The organism is Shewanella maritima (genome assembly GCF_043643735.1).
Lineage (GTDB): Bacteria > Pseudomonadota > Gammaproteobacteria > Enterobacterales > Shewanellaceae > Shewanella > Shewanella maritima_A.
On record NZ_JBHZSM010000008.1, the window covers coordinates 116,509 to 137,245 of the forward strand.

General features: G+C 41.2%; 14 protein-coding genes. 5 read left to right on the top strand and 9 right to left on the bottom strand.

The window, feature by feature from the left end:
• The first annotated feature begins 45 nt into the window (after nt 1–45).
• A complete protein-coding gene (gene yejK, locus ACHUGF_RS10640; RefSeq protein WP_394131039.1) occupies nt 46–1,074 on the top strand; it encodes a nucleoid-associated protein YejK in 1,029 nt (342 codons plus the stop codon).
• A 201-nt stretch (nt 1,075–1,275) separates the two neighbouring features.
• Nucleotides 1,276–2,223 carry a magnesium/cobalt transporter CorA gene (gene corA, locus ACHUGF_RS10645; protein WP_394131040.1) on the top strand — a complete coding sequence of 316 codons (948 nt, stop codon included), beginning with the start codon at nt 1,276–1,278 and terminating at the stop codon, nt 2,221–2,223.
• A 54-nt stretch (nt 2,224–2,277) separates the two neighbouring features.
• On the opposite strand, the gene ACHUGF_RS10650 is transcribed toward corA, so the two are convergent.
• Complete coding sequence (locus ACHUGF_RS10650) at nt 2,278–3,522, bottom strand: HD-GYP domain-containing protein (RefSeq protein WP_394131041.1); 1,245 nt, start codon at nt 3,520–3,522, stop codon at nt 2,278–2,280.
• Nucleotides 3,523–3,618: 96 nt separating this feature from the next.
• Here ACHUGF_RS10650 and ACHUGF_RS10655 point away from each other — a divergent pair, with 96 nt between their 5' ends.
• Nucleotides 3,619–4,314, top strand: a complete 696-nt coding sequence (locus ACHUGF_RS10655; RefSeq protein WP_394131042.1) for a 2OG-Fe(II) oxygenase — start codon at nt 3,619–3,621, stop codon at nt 4,312–4,314.
• An 81-nt stretch (nt 4,315–4,395) separates the two neighbouring features.
• On the opposite strand, the gene ACHUGF_RS10660 is transcribed toward ACHUGF_RS10655, so the two are convergent.
• From ACHUGF_RS10660 to ACHUGF_RS10675, 4 genes are all read right to left on the bottom strand, one after another.
• A complete protein-coding gene (locus ACHUGF_RS10660) occupies nt 4,396–5,730 on the bottom strand; it encodes an ATP-binding protein (RefSeq protein WP_394131043.1) in 1,335 nt (444 codons plus the stop codon).
• A gap of 6 nt (nt 5,731–5,736) precedes the next feature.
• Nucleotides 5,737–6,411, bottom strand: a complete 675-nt coding sequence (locus ACHUGF_RS10665; protein WP_394131044.1) for a response regulator — start codon at nt 6,409–6,411, stop codon at nt 5,737–5,739.
• An 82-nt stretch (nt 6,412–6,493) separates the two neighbouring features.
• Complete coding sequence (locus ACHUGF_RS10670; protein ID WP_394131045.1) at nt 6,494–7,195, bottom strand: LysE family translocator; 702 nt, start codon at nt 7,193–7,195, stop codon at nt 6,494–6,496.
• Nucleotides 7,196–7,303: 108 nt separating this feature from the next.
• Nucleotides 7,304–8,629: a dicarboxylate/amino acid:cation symporter gene (locus tag ACHUGF_RS10675; RefSeq protein WP_394131047.1), complete on the bottom strand. Its 1,326-nt coding sequence runs from the start codon at nt 8,627–8,629 to the stop codon at nt 7,304–7,306.
• 227 nt (nt 8,630–8,856) lie between these two features.
• Here ACHUGF_RS10675 and ACHUGF_RS10680 point away from each other — a divergent pair, with 227 nt between their 5' ends.
• Nucleotides 8,857–11,325, top strand: a complete 2,469-nt coding sequence (locus ACHUGF_RS10680) for a hypothetical protein (RefSeq protein ID WP_394131048.1) — start codon at nt 8,857–8,859, stop codon at nt 11,323–11,325.
• Nucleotides 11,326–11,864: 539 nt separating this feature from the next.
• On the opposite strand, the gene astB is transcribed toward ACHUGF_RS10680, so the two are convergent.
• Nucleotides 11,865–13,199 carry an N-succinylarginine dihydrolase gene (gene astB / locus ACHUGF_RS10685; RefSeq protein ID WP_394131050.1) on the bottom strand — a complete coding sequence of 445 codons (1,335 nt, stop codon included), beginning with the start codon at nt 13,197–13,199 and terminating at the stop codon, nt 11,865–11,867.
• 439 nt (nt 13,200–13,638) lie between these two features.
• Here astB and topA point away from each other — a divergent pair, with 439 nt between their 5' ends.
• Nucleotides 13,639–16,293, top strand: a complete 2,655-nt coding sequence (topA, locus tag ACHUGF_RS10690) for a type I DNA topoisomerase (protein WP_394131052.1) — start codon at nt 13,639–13,641, stop codon at nt 16,291–16,293.
• A 207-nt stretch (nt 16,294–16,500) separates the two neighbouring features.
• On the opposite strand, the gene ACHUGF_RS10695 is transcribed toward topA, so the two are convergent.
• The 3 genes from ACHUGF_RS10695 to ACHUGF_RS10705 form a co-directional block, all read right to left on the bottom strand.
• On the bottom strand, nt 16,501–18,192 hold the full coding sequence (locus ACHUGF_RS10695; RefSeq protein ID WP_394131053.1) for a M28 family metallopeptidase: 1,692 nt from the start codon (nt 18,190–18,192) through the stop codon (nt 16,501–16,503).
• Between the two features lie 310 nt (nt 18,193–18,502).
• Nucleotides 18,503–18,922: a TetR/AcrR family transcriptional regulator gene (locus ACHUGF_RS10700; protein ID WP_394131054.1), complete on the bottom strand. Its 420-nt coding sequence runs from the start codon at nt 18,920–18,922 to the stop codon at nt 18,503–18,505.
• 217 nt (nt 18,923–19,139) lie between these two features.
• The gene (locus ACHUGF_RS10705; protein WP_394131056.1) at nt 19,140–20,516 is read right to left on the bottom strand and encodes an L-serine ammonia-lyase; all 1,377 of its coding nucleotides are present in this window, start codon (nt 20,514–20,516) and stop codon (nt 19,140–19,142) included.
• Between the last annotated feature and the right edge of the window lie 221 nt (nt 20,517–20,737).

Below are 20,737 nucleotides of genomic sequence, written 5' to 3' on the forward strand. Positions count from 1 at the left end.
TCCTTCTCAATACTGTCTCCCTTTTGATTTGGAAACAACATCGTTATGAGCATCACAACTGAACACGCCATTATTCATGAAATTTCACAAGATAGTCAGGGGCAACTTCGCTGCCGCCTTCGCCCACAGCCTTTACTAAACAGTCAAGCCGTTGATGCCATGTTAGAGGAGTTACACCAAACCTATACCAGCAAAGGTGGTAAAGGTTTTGGTTATTTTGGCGTTCCTGAAGAAGACGGAGAAGCCAATGAAGCTTTTGCCAATGCGTTAAATCAGTATCGCAGTGGTGATTTAGGTTTCGTTGAGTTTACCAGCCAGGCAAGTCAATTATTGCAAGAAGAGCTAGCCAAGTATGACTTTAGTCAGGGCGGTTTTTTATTGTTATCTAACTATACCGCGATGGCTAGCGACTATTTATTTGTTGCACTGCTTAATGCTAAATCCTCCATGACAGTGCTCGACGACATGGAGTTGAGTGAAAATAATCACTTAGATTTAACCAATATTCAATTGGCTGCGCGAATTGATTTAACTGAGTGGCAAGCTGATAAAGCGTCTAAGAAGTATATTTCGTTTATCCGTGGCCGTGCAGGACGCAAAGTCGCTGATTTTTTCCTCGATTTTATGGGGTGTGTAGAAGGCGTTAATACCAAGGCTCAAAATAAGTCGCTAATGCATGCCGTAGAAGATTTTGTTGGCGCGAGTGAGTTAACTAAAGATGAGCGTCAACAGTGCCGAGACCGTGTATTCGATTATTGTACTGAACGCGCAGATACTGGCAGTGATATTGAAGTCAAAGATCTTGCTGACGAGTTAGCAGAGCAAGGCATGGAATCGTTTTATGACTTCGCTTGTGGTGGTAATTATGAGCTTGATGAAGAGTTTCCTGCAGATAAAGCGAGTTTACGCACATTGAAGAAGTTTTCAGGTACTGGCGGTGGTGTGACATTAAGCTTTGATGGTGGTCATCTAGGTGAGCGAGTGATATACGACCCTATATCTGACACCATTTTGATTAAAGGTGTTCCTGCTAATTTGAAGGATCAATTAGACCGTCGTTTGAAAGGTGAATAAAACATCAGTTTTCAATTTAAGTGCCTATATAGGCACTTTTTTTTGAATTTTAGTTATCAATTTGAGCTGTAAGCTGTAAATTTCGTTATATATTGTCATTTCTTCAAATATTGATTTCTATTTATGCATATTTTAGTACACTAGCCGCAAAATTTTACCCAACCAATTTAGTTGCACCTTGTAACTTGATCAGGAGGAAGCATGATCACAGCCTATGTTTATGAAAACCGTCAATTAACCGTTCACGAATTGAACGTTGAAGATACGTTACCAGCAAAAACATTATGGCTTGATATGTTTAAACCCAGTGAGGAAGAACGAAGTTGGCTGAGTAGGTTTTCCGCTGAAGAAGTTCCCGACGAAGAAGATATCAATGAGATTGAAGCCTCTGCGCGTTTTTATCAAAGCAAAGATGGTTTACACATTAACTCGCTATTCCCACAACGAGTAGCCAGTGAAGTGAGATCGGTTAACGTGTTTTTTAACCTACGTTCTGATTTTTTACTGACCATTCGAGAAGATGATGTTGGATTACTAAGACTGTTGCGCAATTATTTACGCTTAGGTCGCTTAGACATTACCACACCGCAAGGCTTACTGCTTGAGCTACTGACGTTAAAAGTGGATTACCTATCTGATCTTGTCGAAGATGTGTACGCTGTTTTAGATAATGTTAGCGCGCAAGTGTTTGAAAATGAGCAGCTTGATGAAGTGTTCAAATTAATCACTCTACAAGAAGATTCAAACGGAAAAATTCGCTTAAGTTTGCTCGATACCCAACGCTCTTTACGTTATATGCAGCGTTATTATCGTGATCATCTCTCAGATGAAAATATTAAAGACCTACGTGAAATGCTCTCGGATATTGAGTCGTTGATGCCCCATAGCCAATTCATTTTTGATAAGCTGAACTTTCTAATGGATGCAGCCATGGGCTTTACTGGCTTGCAACAAAGTAAGATTATTAAAATCTTCTCAGTTGCAGCTGTGGTATTCCTGCCACCGACAGTGATTGCCAGCAGCTACGGTATGAACTTTGTTAATATGCCAGAACTAGATTGGCGATTTGGTTACCCAATGGCGATTGCCATGATGTTTGCTAGTGCCGCAGGTACCTATTTCTTCTTTAAGCGTAAAGGTTGGCTGTAACCACTCTTTGACATATGTAAAACCATAAAACAGTCATTGCGAGCAATGGCTGTTTTAATTTTTACCAAAAGAAAAACTCACAACCTCACGTGGACTTAAGTAATTGAATACTTTCTCGGGTAGAGCTGCGGGAGGTAAGCTGCGCACAATACTGATGCTTTCTTTTTCCAAATCAATGATAGGCGCTTGATCTTTGGGAACTTTAGGATCATAGACAATGACATTTGGCAGTAATATTTTTTGTAAATTGACTGACATAACCAGTGCGAATTGGCCATTAGACAGTTCAACCACGCTGCCAGGTGGATATACGCCTAGTTTTTTGATGAACTTACTCAGAAACTCTTTATTCAACTTCTTTTGAAAATTCTTATAAAGTAGACCTAATGCGACGCTTGGTGGTTTGCCTTTTTTACGCACGTTGCCGTTACATAAATTATCGTACTCATTGACAACACTAATTAATTGAGCCATTTCATCTATTTGATCGCCTTTGAGGCCTTTAGGAAAACCAGAGCCATCTAAAAACTCATGGTGATTGGCAATTAGTGGTTTTGCTTCTTCAGGAAAAGTGTCGGCCAATTTTAAAAAGTTCAAACTCATTAATGGATGCTGTTTGAGTAAGTTGAGTTCAACGTCGGTATGGGCTTCTCTTTTTTGCAATATGTTGGTTGGAATTTTCAATTTACCAACATCGTGAAACAGTGCCCCCATACCGATTAATTCAATTTTCTTGCGCTCCCAGCCCAACTCTTTCGCCATAAGCATACATAACATCGACACGTTTAATGAGTGATGGTATATCACATCATCTGGCTTGGCATCTCTCATTAGATGCAGTGCTAAATCATTGGTTTCTAACAACATGTCAGTTAGGTTGTTAATGAGCTCTTTTGCTTCATTGACAGCATTCAGTGGCCTTGAACCAATTTTCGTCACCAATGAGCGCATCATAGACAAAGAGCGGTCAAACTGCTTTTCTGTGCGTTTTAAATTTCGCAGTAGCTTTTTCCGTTCTTCAATTTGCGCGTTTTTTTGCTCATCCATTTCTTCTTTTAATGAAGTGATATCGCTTTTATCTATTTTAGATTCTTGCTGCTCTTGTTGTTTGGATACTTCACTTTTATCAACGTCTATCTCAACTTGTTTTAAATTGAGTTGTTTAAGAAGTTCAATCTGTGCTTGGTCTTTTAATTTGAAGCTGTTAAATAAAAACGGGTGGTCCTTCCATGCTAAAGGAAGATGGATGAACATACCTACTCTAAGCTTCTCTACGTTAACTAACTGGTTTTTCTTCATGTAGTCTTCACAAGGTCCATTTAAGGATTTACTTTACATAAACTCAACATTCATGGCAGCATCATACCACTTTTATATGAGGTAATTTGTCACGATATGGATTTTATTGAAGTATATCCCAATGCAATAAATAATGAGCTGTGCGAACAATTGATTACCAGTTTTAATCAACATCCCGATGTTTATCAAGGAAAAACAGGTCATGGTGTCGATTTAGATAAAAAAATCAGCAAAGACTTAATGCTGGATGCCCACCCAGAGCTCGCTTCTTTGAAACAACAGCTGTTAAGTATCACTTTTAAGCATGTAGTGGAGTATTTTAAAAAGTACCCGTTAGCGTTAATGGGGGCGGTTGCTGTGAATGTAAAAGATGAACAAGGAAAAGCCTGTACGCTTACCCCAGATAATTTTGAACGCCTTGGTTTACCGCGTATTGAAGGTATTGTGAAATACTTATTTAGAAGTGGTGCGATTAATATTCAACATTATCAGCAAGGGATTGGTGGTTATCCTCATTGGCATTCAGAGCAGTTTCCCCAAGCACCTCATAATGAAGCCTTACATCGTGTCGTATTATTTATGTTTTATTTAAATGATGTGAGCGAAGGGGGCGAGACAGAATTTTATTATCAGCAGCGCAAAGTACAGCCGAAAAAGGGCACCATGGTCATTGCGCCAGCGGGTTTCACTCATAGTCACCGAGGAAATATACCCAAAAGTCATGACAAGTACATTGCCACGTCTTGGATTATGTTTAACCGTGCTGAGCAGTTGTATGCCCAGCATAGTTAATATTTTAGGCTTGTAGAGCGTTAGTGGATAATTAAATGTTACTGGATAAATGGTAGCGAGTAGCTGATTTAAAGAGAGTAGTTAATTGAATGCTAATGGCAACTTAATAATGAATTTAGCGCCAAGTAAGTCACTTGTTTCAATGAGTAATTGACCATGATAACTGTCGACTAATTCTTGGCAGACAGCTAAGCCAATACCTTGTCCGGGGGTTTGAGTGTCAGCTCTCACGCCGCGCTGTATAATTTTCTCCTTAATGGCATCTTCAACTCCTGGACCATCATCTTCTACAATTAGTTGATAATATCCTTGTTGCTTACTTGCACTAAGTTTGACCTCACTGATACATAGGCGGTAGGCATTTTCCAGTAGATTACCTACCAATTCCATCACATCACCTTTGCTTAGTGGAAAGCTTAGATTAGACTCAATATTGGTAGAGAATTGAACTTGTTTGGCTTGATAAATTTTATCCATCATTTGGGCTATGTCAGCCACTGTGGCAGCAATGGGGGTTGTTTGCATCATTAACCCTTGTTTACCAATCATCGCTCGCTTAAGTTGATATTTAACCAGTTGATCCATATCATTTATTTGCTGCAATGTACGTTGTTTTGTTTGTTCTTGGCTTAAGCTTTTGTCATCAATAATTGCAATACTGGCTGCAAGACGTGTTTTGAGACTATGTGCTAGGTCATTCATCGCATTTTGATAGCGCGTTTGTCTTTGCTGATTTTGTTGTAATAACTCATTTAGAGAACCCGTTATCTCTTGCAACTCAATTGGATAGTTTTTACTCAGCGTTTGCTGTTGACCATTTTTGAGGTTATCAAGTTCCGATTTCAAGTGCCTCAACGGCATTAGTCCCCAATATGCGGCGCTGGTTAGAAGTACATACGCAATAGCTAATACTGCAGCGAGGCGAAGTAGCATAATGCGGTCAAATTCATTTAGCTGTTGAATGAGCTGAGCGGCATCTTTTAATATGATGAGATGATAATCTTTCTCATCAATCACCACACTCAACACATAACTAAAGTAGGTATTTTGAGGGCCGTACTCTAAATAAGCTGGTCCATAATTGCCCTTTATCTGTTGGTAGTTTTCGCAAATGTTGTCTATGGCTTGCTCTTTTGCTGCAGTTGAATGCCAAAGGCTGTGATATTGATCTGTGCATGTTGCCATTAGATATGTCGCATCAATATTGTCATTATCACTGGCTTGGGTAATAGGGACTAGGTAATGCTCTCTAAATTCTGCTGCAATGACGGGCAGTTCAGCGATGAGCTTAGTGGTTGTTTCATTATAGAGTTGTTGACCATAAAGTACGGTGATCATCCAAGCTAAACCACACACCACTAGAGTGATGATAATATAGGATGTAACCAGCACACGGGTGAGAAGACGTTTCTGCATTTTTGCTTACTCGCAAATCTGGTTAAATTTATAACCTTGCCCGCGAATGGTTAAAATAGAGTCTGCAAAACCAGCTTGAGTGAGCTTTTTACGTAATCGGCTTACCATGACTTCAATTGTATTCGGATCACCTTCTTTATCAGCATAAACTACATCTAACAATCTTTGTTTAGCCACGACTTCTTGGTAATGACGCATTAAATATTCCAGTATTAAATATTCAAATGCGGTGACGGTAATTGCCTCACCAGCCAAAGATACTTGTTTTGCAGCGAGATCTAACTCTAATTGGCCACTACGAATGATGGGTTTTACAAAGCCTGCACTACGTCGCACTAAGGCATCTAGTCTAGCTACCAGTTCTTCTTTTTGAAAAGGTTTTACTAAGTAATCATCAGCACCGGCATTTAGACCTTCAACCTTGTCTTGCCAGTTCACTCTTGCCGTTAAAATTAAGATAGGGAATTTACTGCCAAACTCTCTTATTGATTTGATTAAGCTGATGCCATCTTGATCGGGTAAGCCTAAATCAACAATTGCAATATCGATTGGGTAATTAGTGGCTTGATAAAAGCCTTCTTTAGCGGTGTCCGCAACTTGTACTTGATTACCAAGCTCTGATAATTGTGTGGCGAGATGATGAGATAAAATGGGGTCATCTTCTATAACTAAGACTCGCATGCAAAATCCTCTGTAGTTTATATGCCAAGTTAACTCATATAGGTGCAGATAATATAGCCTATGTTAGCTTAACCAATACTGACTAATTAAAAACATCCAGTATAAGATTAATTAAAATAGTTATGGCAACACCCACAAAAATCACACCCACTAATATATCGATATAACAACTTGAGTTCATGAGTTTTCGTTGGATATGTGATTGTGATAATACGATGGAAAGAAAGCCAAACCATAGAAGTGATAAACCAAATAACATAATGGCAGAAGCTATTTTTGTCGCGTTATCCACTGAGGGGGTGACTAGTACAGTAAACAGGGTGATGAAAAACACCAATGCTTTTGGGTTGAGTAAGTTAGTGAGTAAACCTATTTTAAAGCCTTGTATAGGGCTAACCGTTGATGATGTAGCCTGGTGAGTGGCGTTTCCTGCTACTAATTGGGCTGACAAATCATTTGAGTGTGCCCCTGAACCTTGATGGTTGCTTCGGTATTGTTGAACCCCACCTCGAAATGCACCTATTCCCATCCAGCCAAGATAACTTATCCCAACAAATTGCACTATGGAATAGGCAATGGGCGATTGCTGGATCATCAAACTGATGCCAAGCAAAGATAAAAGAGTGTGCAGCAAAATAGCCAAGGCAATGCCTGCGGCACAATACAGCGCACAAGTACGGGTCTGTTGGGTAGCCATTTTGACAATAATGGCAAAGTCAGGGCCGGGGCTCATCAATGCGATCGTGTGGATCACGGCTAAACTAGCCAGTAAGGTATAGTCCATTAAAATTAGTGAAGAAGTGAGTTAATTGTGTTGATGATGACATAGAAAATAGCAACTTGGGAAATAAAAAAGGTGCCATTAAGGCACCTTTTTAGCGTCAATTACTGATTAAGCGTTTGGCACATTTGGGTGCTTGACTTGATCTTCAAAGCTCTCAGCCACTTTCCCCGCGTCTGCATCTGCGAAGGTTTCGTTATTGAATTCACCTTCAGATTTGGCGATAACCACAGTCGCAACAGTATCACCTGTCACGTTAACAGCCGTACGAACCATATCTAATAAACGATCAACACCAATAATCAATGCAATACCTTCAACAGGCAAGCCAACTTGGTTTAATACCATGGCAAGCATGATAAGACCTACCCCTGGAACACCTGCAGTACCCACTGACGCTAATGTAGCCGTGACAACAACCATGAGGTAGTCAGTGAAGGTTAAGTCGATACCAAAGACTTGAGCAATAAATACGGTTGCAACACCTTGCATAATAGCTGTGCCATCCATATTGATGGTCGCGCCTAAAGGCAGTGTAAATGAGGCAACTTTGTTATCTACGCCCATTCGGTGTTCGGCTGTTTCCATTGTTACAGGCAGTGTTGCATTCGAACTTGCTGTACTAAAGGCAAATAATTGAACATCGCGAATTTTGCGTAAGAACATAATAGGGCTTAAGCCCGAGAATATTTTTAATAGGCTAGGGTAAACAATTAGTGCATGAATAATTAACACTGCTAAAACAAGGAAGAAGTACTTTATTACGCTACCGAATGTTTCCATGCCTAGGGTTAAACTTAGTTTAGCCATTAGGGCGAAAACACCATATGGTGCGAGCTGCATGATTAAGGTTACAACACGCATGATGACTTCATTCAAGTCATTGAAAAGTGCTGCAACACGCTTACCACGCTCTCCAATATGTGAAATGGCAAAGCCAAAAATTACCGCAAATAAGATGATTTGCAGCATATTGCCTTCAGTCATAGCCTGAATAGGGTTGGTCGGTACTATGTTGATAATCACATCTGCTAAGCTAGGCGCTTCTTTAGCATTAAATTCCATTGCACTTGTTGCTAGGCTTGCATTGCCAGGTTGAACCAAAATGGCAAACGAAATAGCAACTGTCAGCGCAATCGCTGTCGTGAACAAGTAAAACGCAATGGTTTTACCGCCTAAACGGCCTAATTTTGAAGGGTCACTCAGTGAACATGTTCCGCACACCAACGAGATAAATACCAGAGGTACAACCAACATTTGTAAACTTGAAATGAAGATTGTGCCGATGACTTCAAAAAGCCCTTCGGTTAGATAGTCGTTGATGAAGGCATTTTCAGGGAATAGGTTGCGAAGAAGAAGGCCTAGTAAAATACCTCCTCCCATACCGATTAAGATTTTGCTCGTTAAACCGAGCTTTTTTGATTCACTCACAGTCATTTCTTCCATCAATTATTAGTTTTGTAATTTTATATATCACTTTTTAAGGACTAAAGGTTAGCAGGAAAACCGAAGTTGTGAAATGGTATGGAAGTTAAAGTTTGGCGGGAATTGTTCAATAAAAGGCGGTATAGTTATACAATGGTTGTGATAAAATTGTTTATTGTTTATCAATAAGTAACTATATTAAATAATAAGTTTGTTTACATGTAACAGGGAGTCTGGCAATGCAGTCAGCATATAAGTTTTTTTTGACGCTTTTATGTACATTTATGCTCGTCGCGTGTGGTGGTGGTGGAAGTATTTCGAGTGATGATGACGGTGGCGGTGGAACGGACCCAGATCCGGTCACTATTTCTATTGCTTTGGAGGTTTCAAACTCACAAATTTCAGTAGCAGAACCTGCCACGATAACTGCCACAGTGGTTGACTCTGACGGAGCGCCTGTGGATACCTTGGTGACGTTTGCACTTAACAACGCACTGTACGGTACTTTTACGCCTGGCACAGGTGAAGTTGCAACTGATGATTTTGGTGTCGCGACAGTGGTACTTAATACCGCTGAAATAAATACTGGTGCGTCAGTTACTGCAACCACGTCAACAGGTGAGACGAGTACTATTAATGTCACCATGGTGGGTGATGGTGGTGAAGCGGGGGGAGGAGCTCAAGTTTCATTAGTGCTAACTGATGCCGCTGGTACGCCTATCCAGTCGATTACGACATTATCACCAGGTAAATTAACAGCAACTGTTACCGGTATTACTAAGCCAACGATTGTTTCTTTTGATAGCACAATTGGTGATTTACCAATTAAAACGGCTGTGACAGATGGTGAAGGTAAAGCCACGGTGGATATCTATGCTGGCAGTTCTTTGGGGGCAGGTGAAGTCACAGCAACGTTACCCACAAACGAAGTTGGTCAAACGATAGTTGTCGTCGGTGCGACAGATGTTGTGATGGGCAGCGGTGACCCGTTTGTTGAAGGTGCTGCTGAAATCAGTACAACGGATTTATCCGCTGGCGGAACAGCGACTATCACAGTGCAAATCCAAGATGAAAATGGCTCGCCATTCACACAACCCGTTGATGTGAACTTTTCTTCTACTTGTGCGACTGCAGGCTCTGCCGAAATTAGTAGCCCAGTGTCTTCAAGTAACGGTATTGCGACAACAACATATTTAGCACAAGGTTGTGTGGGTGAAGATCAAATTAACGTTACTGCAAATGCTGGTGGCATTAGTTTGTCGGCAACTGGCACCATTAATGTGCTTCGAGCTGATGTAGGCAGTATCGTATTCGTATCTGCTGTACCTGAAAATATCAGTATATTAGGCACGGGTGGCGATGAGTCTTCAACGGTTAAATTCCGGGTGTTGGATCAAAATGGTAACAATGTCATTAACCAAGATGTCTCATTTGAGCTAAATACTAACATTGGCGGTGTGGGCCTAACGCCAGCGTTAGCGACCACTAATGGTGAAGGTATTGTACAAACTGTCGTGACATCAGGTACGGTTGCGACTTCTTTACGTGTCACTGCAACCGTTGAAAATGGTGCGGTTCCAGCCATTTCAAGTCAGTCTAAACAGTTAATCGTCTCTACTGGTATCCCAGATCAAGACAGTTTCTCTCTGTCTGCTGAAGTATTAAATGCTGAAGGTTGGGATGTTGATGGTACGGAAGTGGTAGTAACCGCGCGCATGGCTGATGCATTCAATAACCCAGTACCAGATGGTACAACGGTGTCTTTCACCACTGAAGGTGGTTCGATAGAAGATGCGTGTCAAACGATTAAAGGTGTTTGTTCGGTTACTTGGACTTCACAGTTACCACGTCCAGAAGGTAATACTTTATTGGCGGGTAATGGTGCTCAAGTTAACAATCCTGAGTCCGGTTTGACTTATGATGCAGCTCTTGATGTCTACGGTAACTTTTACGGTCAGAAATACGGTGGCCGTGCAACAATCACAGCCACTGCGATTGGTGAAGAAACATTCCCAGATCTCAATGGTAATGGTCGATTTGATGCCAGCGAAATGAATGAGTTCATTAATGGCACAGACGTCACCGGTCAAGCTTTTGATCTTGATGATGCATTTAATGATTACAACGAAGACACCGTGTTTAATCCACAACCTGCGAATCAGCCAACTGGGCAAGCCGGCGGTGAACTTGAAGAGTTGATTGACTTTAACGCTAACGGCGTCTTTGATCAGAAAGATGGACTATATAATGGTGTGCTTTGTTCAGATCCTGTGCACGCAGGCTGTGCAGATGGTGTGAATGATTCTAAGTCTATCTTCGTGCGTCGCAGTTTAGTGATGGTGATGTCAGGTAGTACTGCTTTTGCGACTGATATCGCAGATATCGTAATAGATGATGCACGCGGTGTTGGTAATCACCAAAGTATCCAAATTATAGGCAAAGGTGCAGCTTCAGCTTATTTCACTATTTCTGATTTACATAATCAGCAAATGCCAGCAGGTTCTATCGTTAGATTTACAACGAGTGCGGGGTCGGTTGTGAGCTCAAGTGAAATTGTATGGCCTAGCACTAACTATAATGGTGGCCGTGACTTTGGCGTTACGGTTAAAGGTGAAGATGAGCCAAACTCTGGTGTGTTATTGGTCGAAGTTGAAACGCCAAATGGTGTCAAAACTCAAGTTGTATCGATTGGTATTACTATTCTTTAATGTGTCTAAATACTCCAAGGTAGTCGTTTTCAATCGACGCAATGCGATAATTTAGTCATCCTAGTAAAAAAGGTGCTTCGGCACCTTTTTTAATGGTTAAAGAAAATGAATGATTTACGCTAGTTTCTTACTCGATTGCAGGCTGTTAAATTAACTTGAAATACTTTCAACCAGAGTTGATTTGATAACAATGTTTTTAAAGAGTGACAACGACAAAGAATAACTATTTTTAATTGGTGATTTAATCCTCTCAATAACTTTTTAGGGTGTTGACCACGAGAGTTGGATGTTTAGCTGGGGACATAGTTGCTTTGGAAAGGTGTTGTGCTTTATTAATGACTATAAAGGCATTGTTTAAGATAAAAAACTAAGCTTGTATCTCTTGATTGAAAACATAGCACATCACATAGTTGCAAATTATTGTTTGAATTTTAAGCAGTCTAATCAGCTAATAATCTATGTTGATTGAAGAGTTTCTATTAGGTAATAAAAAGCCACACTCATTGGTGTGGCTTCTCATTGTTTAAATTCAAAAGATATTATTTTTGAAATTGATAAACACTGCCAAGTTTTAATATTTGAGTCAGTTCATCTAGCGCTGTGCGTGATTCAATAATCAATTGCGGATCAGCTAAGTCCGCGGCTGATAATTGGTCGCGATAATGTTTGTCTACCCATGTATTTAATCGAGTAAACAGCTGTTCATTCATTAATGTGTGCTGGTTAACTGCTGCCACCTCTTGCTCATTCATCGCTACACGTAAACGTAAACAAGCAGGGCCGCCACCATTTTGCATACTTTGTTTTACATCAAAGTATTTTACTTGCTTAATAGGCGTGCCCAAAGTGACTAATTCTGTTAGATACTGATGCACCGCTGGGTTCTCTTGGCAATCGGTTGGCGCGATAATAGCCATTTCACCATTAGGCAGAGTAATCACTTGTGTGTTGAATAAATAGCTTCTGACAGCATCATCAATGGATACTTGTGAGGTCGCCACTTTAATAAAGTGTACTTCACTGTTCATTTTCTGGCGTATTTCAGCAAATTTGGCTTCAGTGTCTAAAAATGCTTGCTCGTGATAGAACAATACATTTTGATTGCCTACTGAAATGACATCATTGTGAAATACACCTTGGTCAATAACGTCTGGATTTTGCTGCATGAAAACACAGCTTTCATCATCAAGTTGATGCAGTCTCGCAACCGCTTGTGAAGCCTCTAGGGTTTGTCTAGCTGGAAACTTAGTCGGTTTAGGCATTTGTGGGTTAGTAGCCGATTGTCCATAAACAAACAACTCGATACCAGAGTGTCCATAGTCATTACACAAGCGAGTATGGTTCGCTGCGCCCTCATCACCAAATGAAGCATGTTCTGGTAAATGTTGATGATGGTGAAAGTGACGTTCATTGTTAAATGTCGCTTTTAAAATATTGCCAGTGGTAACAGGTTCAATACTACGATGTAATTTGTCGACTAAATTCGCGGGTGTGAAATGAACTCTGCCATCACGGGTGTCTGCTGACGGAGATACCGTTGCTGCATTTGCAGTCCACATGCTAGAAGCACTGCAACATGCATTGAGTAGCTGAGGCGCTTGCTGAGAAGCTTTATGAAGAACTTCAGTGTCTGACCCAGTAAAACCAATTCTACGCAATGTATATAGGTCTGGTCGCTCTTGAGGTGCTAATACTCCTTGCACCATACCTAAATCTGCAAGTGCTTTTGCTTTTTGAAGCCCTTGCTTCGCAGCGGCTTTTGGATTTGATGTCATTGCAGCGTTATTAAATGAGGCTACATTACCAAATGATAAGCCCGCATAATTATGGGTCGGGCCAACTAAGCCATCAAAATTTGCTTCGAAGTGCTTCATGTTTTTTCCTTGAAGTCAGAGTGCTTATAATTATTTTTAATCGGATTACTAAAAGCCGTGTTTTCTCTGTGAATGCATCGCTAACAACAAAACGGCGGTAGAAAACATCAAATCATAAGTTGAGTAAATACTCGAGTTAGTCCCAGTTATATGGGGGAAATTCACGCCAGTATACTGATGATAAATCGCTAAACAAGTCGTATTTTTTTTGAACAAAGCTGTAAAAGTGACTAAAAATGCATAATAGTTCTTGCTAGAAGACTAAATATGAAATATTACTTTTTATTAACGCAATAATATTTTTTACATTTTTTTATTTTGTTTAAAAAGTGACTCGCTGGACACATAAATTAGGGATTAACTTGAAACTATCGTCTCAACACTCTATATATGTAACCAATTTTCTATCCTTTTGAGACTATTTGGCGCTAAAAAATTTATGGGTAAATCGCTAGTTATTGTCGAATCACCGGCCAAAGCCAAGACTATTAATAAATATCTTGGAAAAGAGTTCATCGTTAAATCGAGTGTAGGTCACATCCGTGATTTGCCTACATCATCGTCTTCAGATGGCACTAAAAGTGGTAAAACTGCTGCTGAAGTTCGCAAAATGTCACCTGAGGAAAAAGCCAAATATAAAAAGGCTCGTGATGAAAAAGCTTTAATTACACGTATGGGGGTTAACCCTAAAAAAGGCTGGGCAGCAAAATATCAGGTATTACCTGGTAAAGAAAAAGTGGTCAAAGAATTAAAGACCCTTGCTGAGTCTGCAGACCAAATCTATCTCGCAACGGATTTGGACCGTGAAGGAGAAGCTATCGCATGGCACTTACAAGAGATCATCGGTGGTGATGCTTCACGGTATCAACGTGTTGTATTTAACGAAATCACAAAATCCGCTATTCAAGATGCATTTAGCCAACCGTCAGCATTAGATACCAATATGGTTAATGCACAGCAGGCTAGACGCTTCCTAGACCGCGTGGTTGGTTTTATGGTCTCACCATTGCTGTGGAAAAAAGTCGCGCGTGGTTTATCTGCTGGCCGTGTTCAATCTGTCGCCGTGCGTCTTGTGGTTGAGCGTGAAGGTGAGATTAAAGCATTTGTACCGGAAGAGTTTTGGGATATCCATGCTCAACTCAATACTAGCAAGGCTGATATCTTAAAAATGCAGGTCAGCAAGTATCAAGCTGCTGCATTTAATCCAATAAACGAAGCGCAAGCTCAAGTGGCTGTTGATGCCTTAAAAGGGGCTTCATTTAAGGTTACTGCACGTGATGATAAAGCGACATCCAGTCGCCCATCTGCACCTTATATCACCTCCACATTGCAACAAGCGGCGAGTACACGTCTAGGCTTCGGTGTAAAGAAGACCATGATGATGGCCCAAAGGCTTTATGAAGCTGGTCACATTACCTATATGCGTACAGACTCGACCAACTTAAGCCAAGAAGCATTAGATAATGTACGTGAGTTAATCGGCAATGAGTTTGGCAATAAATACCTGCCAGACAATCCTATTCGCTACGGTAGCAAAGAAGGTGCGCAAGAGGCTCATGAAGCCATTCGTCCATCGAATGTAAAAGTCCAGTCAGCGTCTTTGTCTGATATGGAGCGTGATGCACAGCGTTTATATGAGCTTATCTGGCGTCAATTTGTGTCATGTCAGATGACACCTGCAAAATATGATGCTACCCGCTTAACGGTTACAGCCGGAGAATATGAGCTTAAAGCGAGTGGTCGTACATTACGTTTTGATGGTTGGACTCGAGTTCAGCCACCAATGAGCAAGAAGAACGAAGAAGATAAGACATTACCTGTTGTTGAAGTGGGTGATAGTTTATCTTTGAGAGATTTATTACCTAAGCAGCATTTCACTAAGCCGCCTGCACGTTACAGTGAAGCATCTTTGGTTAAAGAACTTGAAAAACGCGGTATTGGTCGTCCATCAACTTATGCGACTATTATTTCAACCATTCAAGATCGCGGTTACGTAAAGGTTGATAACCGCCGCTTTTTTGCTGAAAAAATGGGTGAAATTGTTAGTGAGCGTCTAACGGAAAGCTTCAAAGAGCTGATGAGCTATGACTTTACCGCCAGTATGGAGCAAACCTTGGATGATGTTGCCCAAGGTAAACTTGACTGGAAAAAGGTACTCGATGGCTTCTACGGTGATTTCACTAAACAATTATTGCTTGCTGAATTAGACCCAACTGAAGGCGGTATGCGCCCGAACGAGATGGTGCTCACAGACATTAAGTGTCCAACATGTGAACGACCTATGGGTATTCGTACTGGCTCAACAGGTGTCTTCTTAGGTTGCTCTGGTTATTCATTGCCGCCAAAAGAACGTTGTAAGACGACTATGAACCTGACTCCAGGTGAAGAAGCCGTAAGCGATAATGAAGATGCCGAAACTGATGCACTGCGTGCCAAACACCGTTGTCAAATCTGTGGTACCGCCATGGATAGCTACTTGATTGATGAAGGGCGGAAACTACATGTATGTGGTAATAACCCAACATGTGAAGGCTACGAAGTTGAATCAGGCCAATTTAAAATTAAAGGTTATGAAGGGCCAATCATTGAGTGTGATAAATGCGGCAATGATATGGAACTGAAAAACGGTCGATTTGGTAAGTACTTCGGTTGTACCAGTGAAACCTGTAAAAATACTCGTAAGTTGTTGAAGAGCGGAGAAGCTGCGCCACCAAAAGAAGATCCTATTTTCTTGCCAGAACTAAAATGTACTAAGTCAGATGCACACTTTGTACTTCGAGACGGCGCGGCAGGTATTTTCTTAGCGGCTAGCACATTCCCTAAGTCTCGTGAAACACGCGCCCCATTAGTGGAAGAGTTGGTTAAATATCGAGATTTACTGTGGCCTAAGTATCAGTTCTTAGCCGACGCGCCAATTGAAGATGATGATGGTAACAAAGCCTTAGTCAAATTCAGTCGCAAAACCAAAGAACAATACGTTGCCAGTGAAAAAGATGGTAAAGCCACGGGATGGTCCGCTAAGTTTGTCGGTAGCAAATGGATAGCTGAGCAACCAAAGAAAAAAGCCACTAAAGCGAAAGCAAAGGCTAAATAACGTAATCAGGGTTGTTAACCTTGTTTGATAATAACGCTACCCTCGGGTAGCGTTATTTCTTTGCAGACTCAAAGCCACCTTCTTCAGAAGGTGGCTTGTTTACTTGCAGCAACGACTAATCTGATTGCACTTGGTTGATAGTCACTTTTCTCACATAAAAAATCCACCCGAGGGTGGATTCTAAGTGTTCACGAAAGTTGAAAGATATTACTTATCTTCTGTCTTGTACTCAGTAGAAGCCGGTCTTAGCGTGTGGAACTCACTGCCTGAGTAATATCCAGGCCAATCTTTACTGTTAGCTAATGCGCGAGAAGCATTAAAGTAAACTTGTAAGTCTTCTATGGCACCTGACAAGTCCCAATCTTCACGGTATTCGTCGCATACATTGTGGTAGCAACCTTTCATGATTTCACGCATCTTCGCTTTGTATTGGGCGACCGCATCATCAATAGGCTCACTGCCACCGCCTGCAAATACGGCAGGTACGCCTTTCTTTGCAAAGCTAAAGTGATCAGAGCGGAAAAATCCGCCTGATTCAGGGCGAGACTCTCTTCTTGCTTTACGTTGACTTGGTTCTAAGGCCGTTAATAGGTAGTTTTCTAGCTCTGACTGGCCTTTACCAACAATCGTGTAGTCTAAGGTTCTGCCATAGATATTGGTGCTGTCTACGTTAAATACTGCCACGGTCTTATCAAGCGGAAATAATGGATGTTCGGCATAAAAGCGTGAGCCTAACAAACCTTGTTCCTCTCCAGTAGTCGCGATAAATGTGACAGAGCGACTGACGCCTTGGTCAGATTTTGCATATTGGGCATACATGCGGGCAATTTCTAGAATACCTGCAGTACCTGATGCATTATCCAATGCGCCATTATAGATTTGATCGCCTGTTTTAGTTTCATCTTTGCCAATGTGGTCCCAATGTGCAGTAAATAAAATATGTTCGTCAGCGGCTTGAGTACCAGGTAGTGTCGCAACTACGTTATAGCTATTGGCATACTCAATTTTGTTGGTAAATGAGATAGAGGCGGTTTGGTTAAGAGGAATGTTGAGTGGGCCGCTGGCAGCGCGGTCAGAAACGTTCTCAAGTGAAAGTCCGGCTTGCTCAAACAGGGCTTTCGCTTTTTCTAAGGTTACCCAGCCTTCGACTTGCACCCGATTATTGGGCTGGTTTTCAAGTACCAAATCCTGTTGAGCTCCTGTCCAGCTATTTTCTACAACAGACCAAGGATATGAAGCTGGTTTGGTGTCATGAATAATAATTGCTCCAAGTGCACCTTGGCGGCTTGCTTCTTCATATTTGTAGCTCCAACGGCCGTAGTAAGTCATGGCACGGCCATTGAACTTACTGCCTTCTGGGTGTGCAAAACCTGGATCATTGACTAAGACAACTGCAATTTTGCCTGTCATGTCAATATCTTGGTAGTCATTCCATTGGTATTCTGGAGCATTGATACCGTAACCGACGAAGACAAGTGGGGCATCTTTTATGCTAATTGCTTCTTGGGCTGTGCGACTACCGAGTACTACATCCTTGCGGTGTTGTAGTGTGCTGTCGCCTAGACGGATTTGTTGTTCATCACTAGCAGTGTAAGAAATCATGGGAACGGCTTGTACATAGCTGCCATCGTTCGCCCCTTGAAGTCCCATTTCTGTGAAGGCATTAGTGAGGTATTCAATTGTTAGCTGTTCGCCCTTAGTGGTTGGAGCACGGCCTTCAAATTCATCTGATGCTAGGACTTTGATGTCCTGTCTAAAGCGTGTTTCATTAAATGCAACCTTAGCACTTGTATTCGCAGCAGTGACTTCATTTGCTACTGACTTGTCCGAAGTTGGAGCCTGCTCGCTGCCACATGCACTGAGAAGCGCGATGGCACAAATTGGAAACCAAGGTTTCATATTATTCCTTTATTATTATTGATTTTTAGCATGCAACATCATGGCGTAATAAACGGGTTAAAGACAAGTTGAAAACCGCCAAATAATGTTACCTAATGTAAACTCAGTGAATAATAGTTCACATATTTCGTTAATGATAATTCCAATGAAAAGTGTGATCAAGTTCAAGTGATGAGGAGCCGCCTGACAAGTCATAGGGATAAAGAGAAAAACTTATCTAGCCTTGTGTTTACTTTAAAAATTGCTTTTTTTATTCAACAAAAAACACCAACGATTGGCTGGTGTTTTTTGGGTATCAAATTATGCCAGATTAAACGATGTTCATTTTACCTTGGTTACGTTCATTTTTGAGCGTGTTAAAACCTTGCTTCATGAATGAGAAGTTCGGGTCATCAGGCAGTGCGTCTAGACAAGATAGAAATTCTTCAAATGCATGATCTATGGCGAGTTGGTCGCGATCTTTTAAATGATTATAAATAAGCGGCCTTAGCACCATCGAAAATACGCCTGAGACTTGGTGATACTGTTCGCTTTTCACGGCTTTAATGTTTGCCAATAATTCATTGGTACATAATGCGGCTAACACTTCATTTTTATCACGAAAGTGTTGATAACAAGATGCACGGGATAAACCACACGCTCTTGGTATATCAGCCATCGAAAAGTTAATTAACCCTTGGTTTTTAATCAGCGTTTGTGCAGCATCAAGTAGTTTTTCTTCAGTGGTCATGGTGTTTTCTTGTAGTGTAGACTTTCACTTTACTATACAGCTGTAGGGCGGTGAATCAAAGTGATGACAAATAGTTTTGGGAGTCGCTTAGCATTTTGATTTATTGTTTGCTGGTCAGGAGTTTATGTATTTAATATAAATGGCGCCTATTTGAGGCGCCATTTATCATTTGTGAAGGAGAGCTAAATCTCAGAAATGAGGATCGCAGAAACGTAAATTAACACTCAACAATGTTGACAGCTAAGCCACCTTTAGCCGTTTCTTTGTACTTGCTACGCATATCTTTACCAGTGTCCATCATGGTTTTAATGACTTTGTCTAAAGATACTTTATGGTTGCCATCGCCTCTTAACGCCATTCTCGAAGCATTAATGGCTTTTACCGCGCCCATAGCATTGCGTTCAATACAAGGAACTTGCACTAAGCCACCAACAGGATCGCAAGTTAACCCTAAATTATGCTCCATGCCTATTTCAGCGGCATTTTCAACATGTTCAACTGTGCCACCCATTATTTCAGTTAATGCGGCAGCAGCCATAGAGCAGGCTACACCCACTTCACCTTGACAACCCACTTCAGCACCTGAAATAGACGCATTTTTCTTATACAAAATTCCCACGGCCGCAGCAGTCAATAAGTAGCGTACACACACATCCATATCGACTTCTTGAACAAATCGGTCGTAGTAACATAATACCGCAGGAATAATCCCCGCGGCACCATTGGTTGGCGCAGTGACAACGCGATCGCCAGCAGCATTTTGCTCATTGACAGATAAGGCAAATAAATCCACCCAATCCATAGCCGTTAACGGGTCAACACTGTTGCGACCTTCAGCTTTCAAGCGGCGATATAACGCAGGTGCACGGCGACGTAGTTTTAAACCACCTGGCAGCATGCCTTCTTTTTGATAGCCGCGCTCAACACAATTCTTCATCGTTTGCCAAATTTGCCACAAACCTTGTTTAACAGCTTGCTCATCAGCAATGCTCAGTTCATTGGCCATCATGAGTGAAGAAATACTTAGACCATTTTCACAACACAGTTCCATTAACTCTGTCGCAGTCTCAAAGTTATAAGGCACTTGGTTAAATTGGGTCGCTGGTGAAGCATCTTGATTGGCAATCTCATCTTCATCAAGAATAAAGCCGCCGCCCACGGAGAAGTAGGTGCGTTGATAAATTCGTTCACCATTACTTAATGCGTATAACGTCATTGCATTAGCATGTTCAGGCAACGACTTGCGGCGATGATAAGTAATGCCATTTTCACGGGTAAATTTAACTTCACTGCCATTTGCCATGATGAGTGTTCGCTGTTCAGATACTTGAGTCAGAATGCCATCAATTTTATCTGTATCCACAGTTTCAGGATCTTCACCCATCAAGCCTAAAATTACCGCTTTGCCTGTGCCATGGCCTTTACCCGTTTGTCCTAACGAGCCAAATAACTCTGCTTGTAATTCATCAACTTGTGTGATTAATCCGTTATCAGCCACAGCCTGCATGAAGATTTTGCCTGCTTTCATCGGACCGACAGTATGCGAGCTTGACGGCCCAATGCCGATTTTGAACATGTCAAAAACACTAATCATGTTAATCACCTTTTAAGTCGTCTATTGTTCTATTTATTAGTAGTATAATCACCGAGAAAAAATCAGGTGAGAATACAAATTATTGTGGGAGTATCCCATACTTTTAACAAAAATATGCATTAGTTTTTCTTATATGTAATTTTCACATTAATGCACCTAATTAGCTGTTGCTGTTAACAACGCAGCTGTCAGCATTTAAATAATATAACGTAGGGATCTGA

Excerpts from the sequence above, each read along its gene's own strand:
- corA (WP_394131040.1), top strand. The coding sequence starts at position 1,276 with ATGATCACAGCCTATGTTTATGAAAACCGTCAATTAACCGTTCACGAA.
- astB (WP_394131050.1), bottom strand. The coding sequence starts at position 13,199 with ATGAAGCACTTCGAAGCAAATTTTGATGGCTTAGTTGGCCCGACCCAT.
- ACHUGF_RS10650 (WP_394131041.1), bottom strand. The coding sequence starts at position 3,522 with ATGAAGAAAAACCAGTTAGTTAACGTAGAGAAGCTTAGAGTAGGTATG.
- ACHUGF_RS10675 (WP_394131047.1), bottom strand. The coding sequence starts at position 8,629 with ATGACTGTGAGTGAATCAAAAAAGCTCGGTTTAACGAGCAAAATCTTA.
- ACHUGF_RS10695 (WP_394131053.1), bottom strand. The coding sequence starts at position 18,192 with ATGAAACCTTGGTTTCCAATTTGTGCCATCGCGCTTCTCAGTGCATGT.
- topA (WP_394131052.1), top strand. The coding sequence starts at position 13,639 with ATGGGTAAATCGCTAGTTATTGTCGAATCACCGGCCAAAGCCAAGACT.
- ACHUGF_RS10680 (WP_394131048.1), top strand. The coding sequence starts at position 8,857 with ATGCAGTCAGCATATAAGTTTTTTTTGACGCTTTTATGTACATTTATG.
- ACHUGF_RS10705 (WP_394131056.1), bottom strand. The coding sequence starts at position 20,516 with ATGATTAGTGTTTTTGACATGTTCAAAATCGGCATTGGGCCGTCAAGC.
- ACHUGF_RS10700 (WP_394131054.1), bottom strand. The coding sequence starts at position 18,922 with ATGACCACTGAAGAAAAACTACTTGATGCTGCACAAACGCTGATTAAA.
- ACHUGF_RS10655 (WP_394131042.1), top strand. The coding sequence starts at position 3,619 with ATGGATTTTATTGAAGTATATCCCAATGCAATAAATAATGAGCTGTGC.
- yejK (WP_394131039.1), top strand. The coding sequence starts at position 46 with ATGAGCATCACAACTGAACACGCCATTATTCATGAAATTTCACAAGAT.
- ACHUGF_RS10660 (WP_394131043.1), bottom strand. The coding sequence starts at position 5,730 with ATGCAGAAACGTCTTCTCACCCGTGTGCTGGTTACATCCTATATTATC.
- ACHUGF_RS10665 (WP_394131044.1), bottom strand. The coding sequence starts at position 6,411 with ATGCGAGTCTTAGTTATAGAAGATGACCCCATTTTATCTCATCATCTC.
- ACHUGF_RS10670 (WP_394131045.1), bottom strand. The coding sequence starts at position 7,195 with ATGGACTATACCTTACTGGCTAGTTTAGCCGTGATCCACACGATCGCA.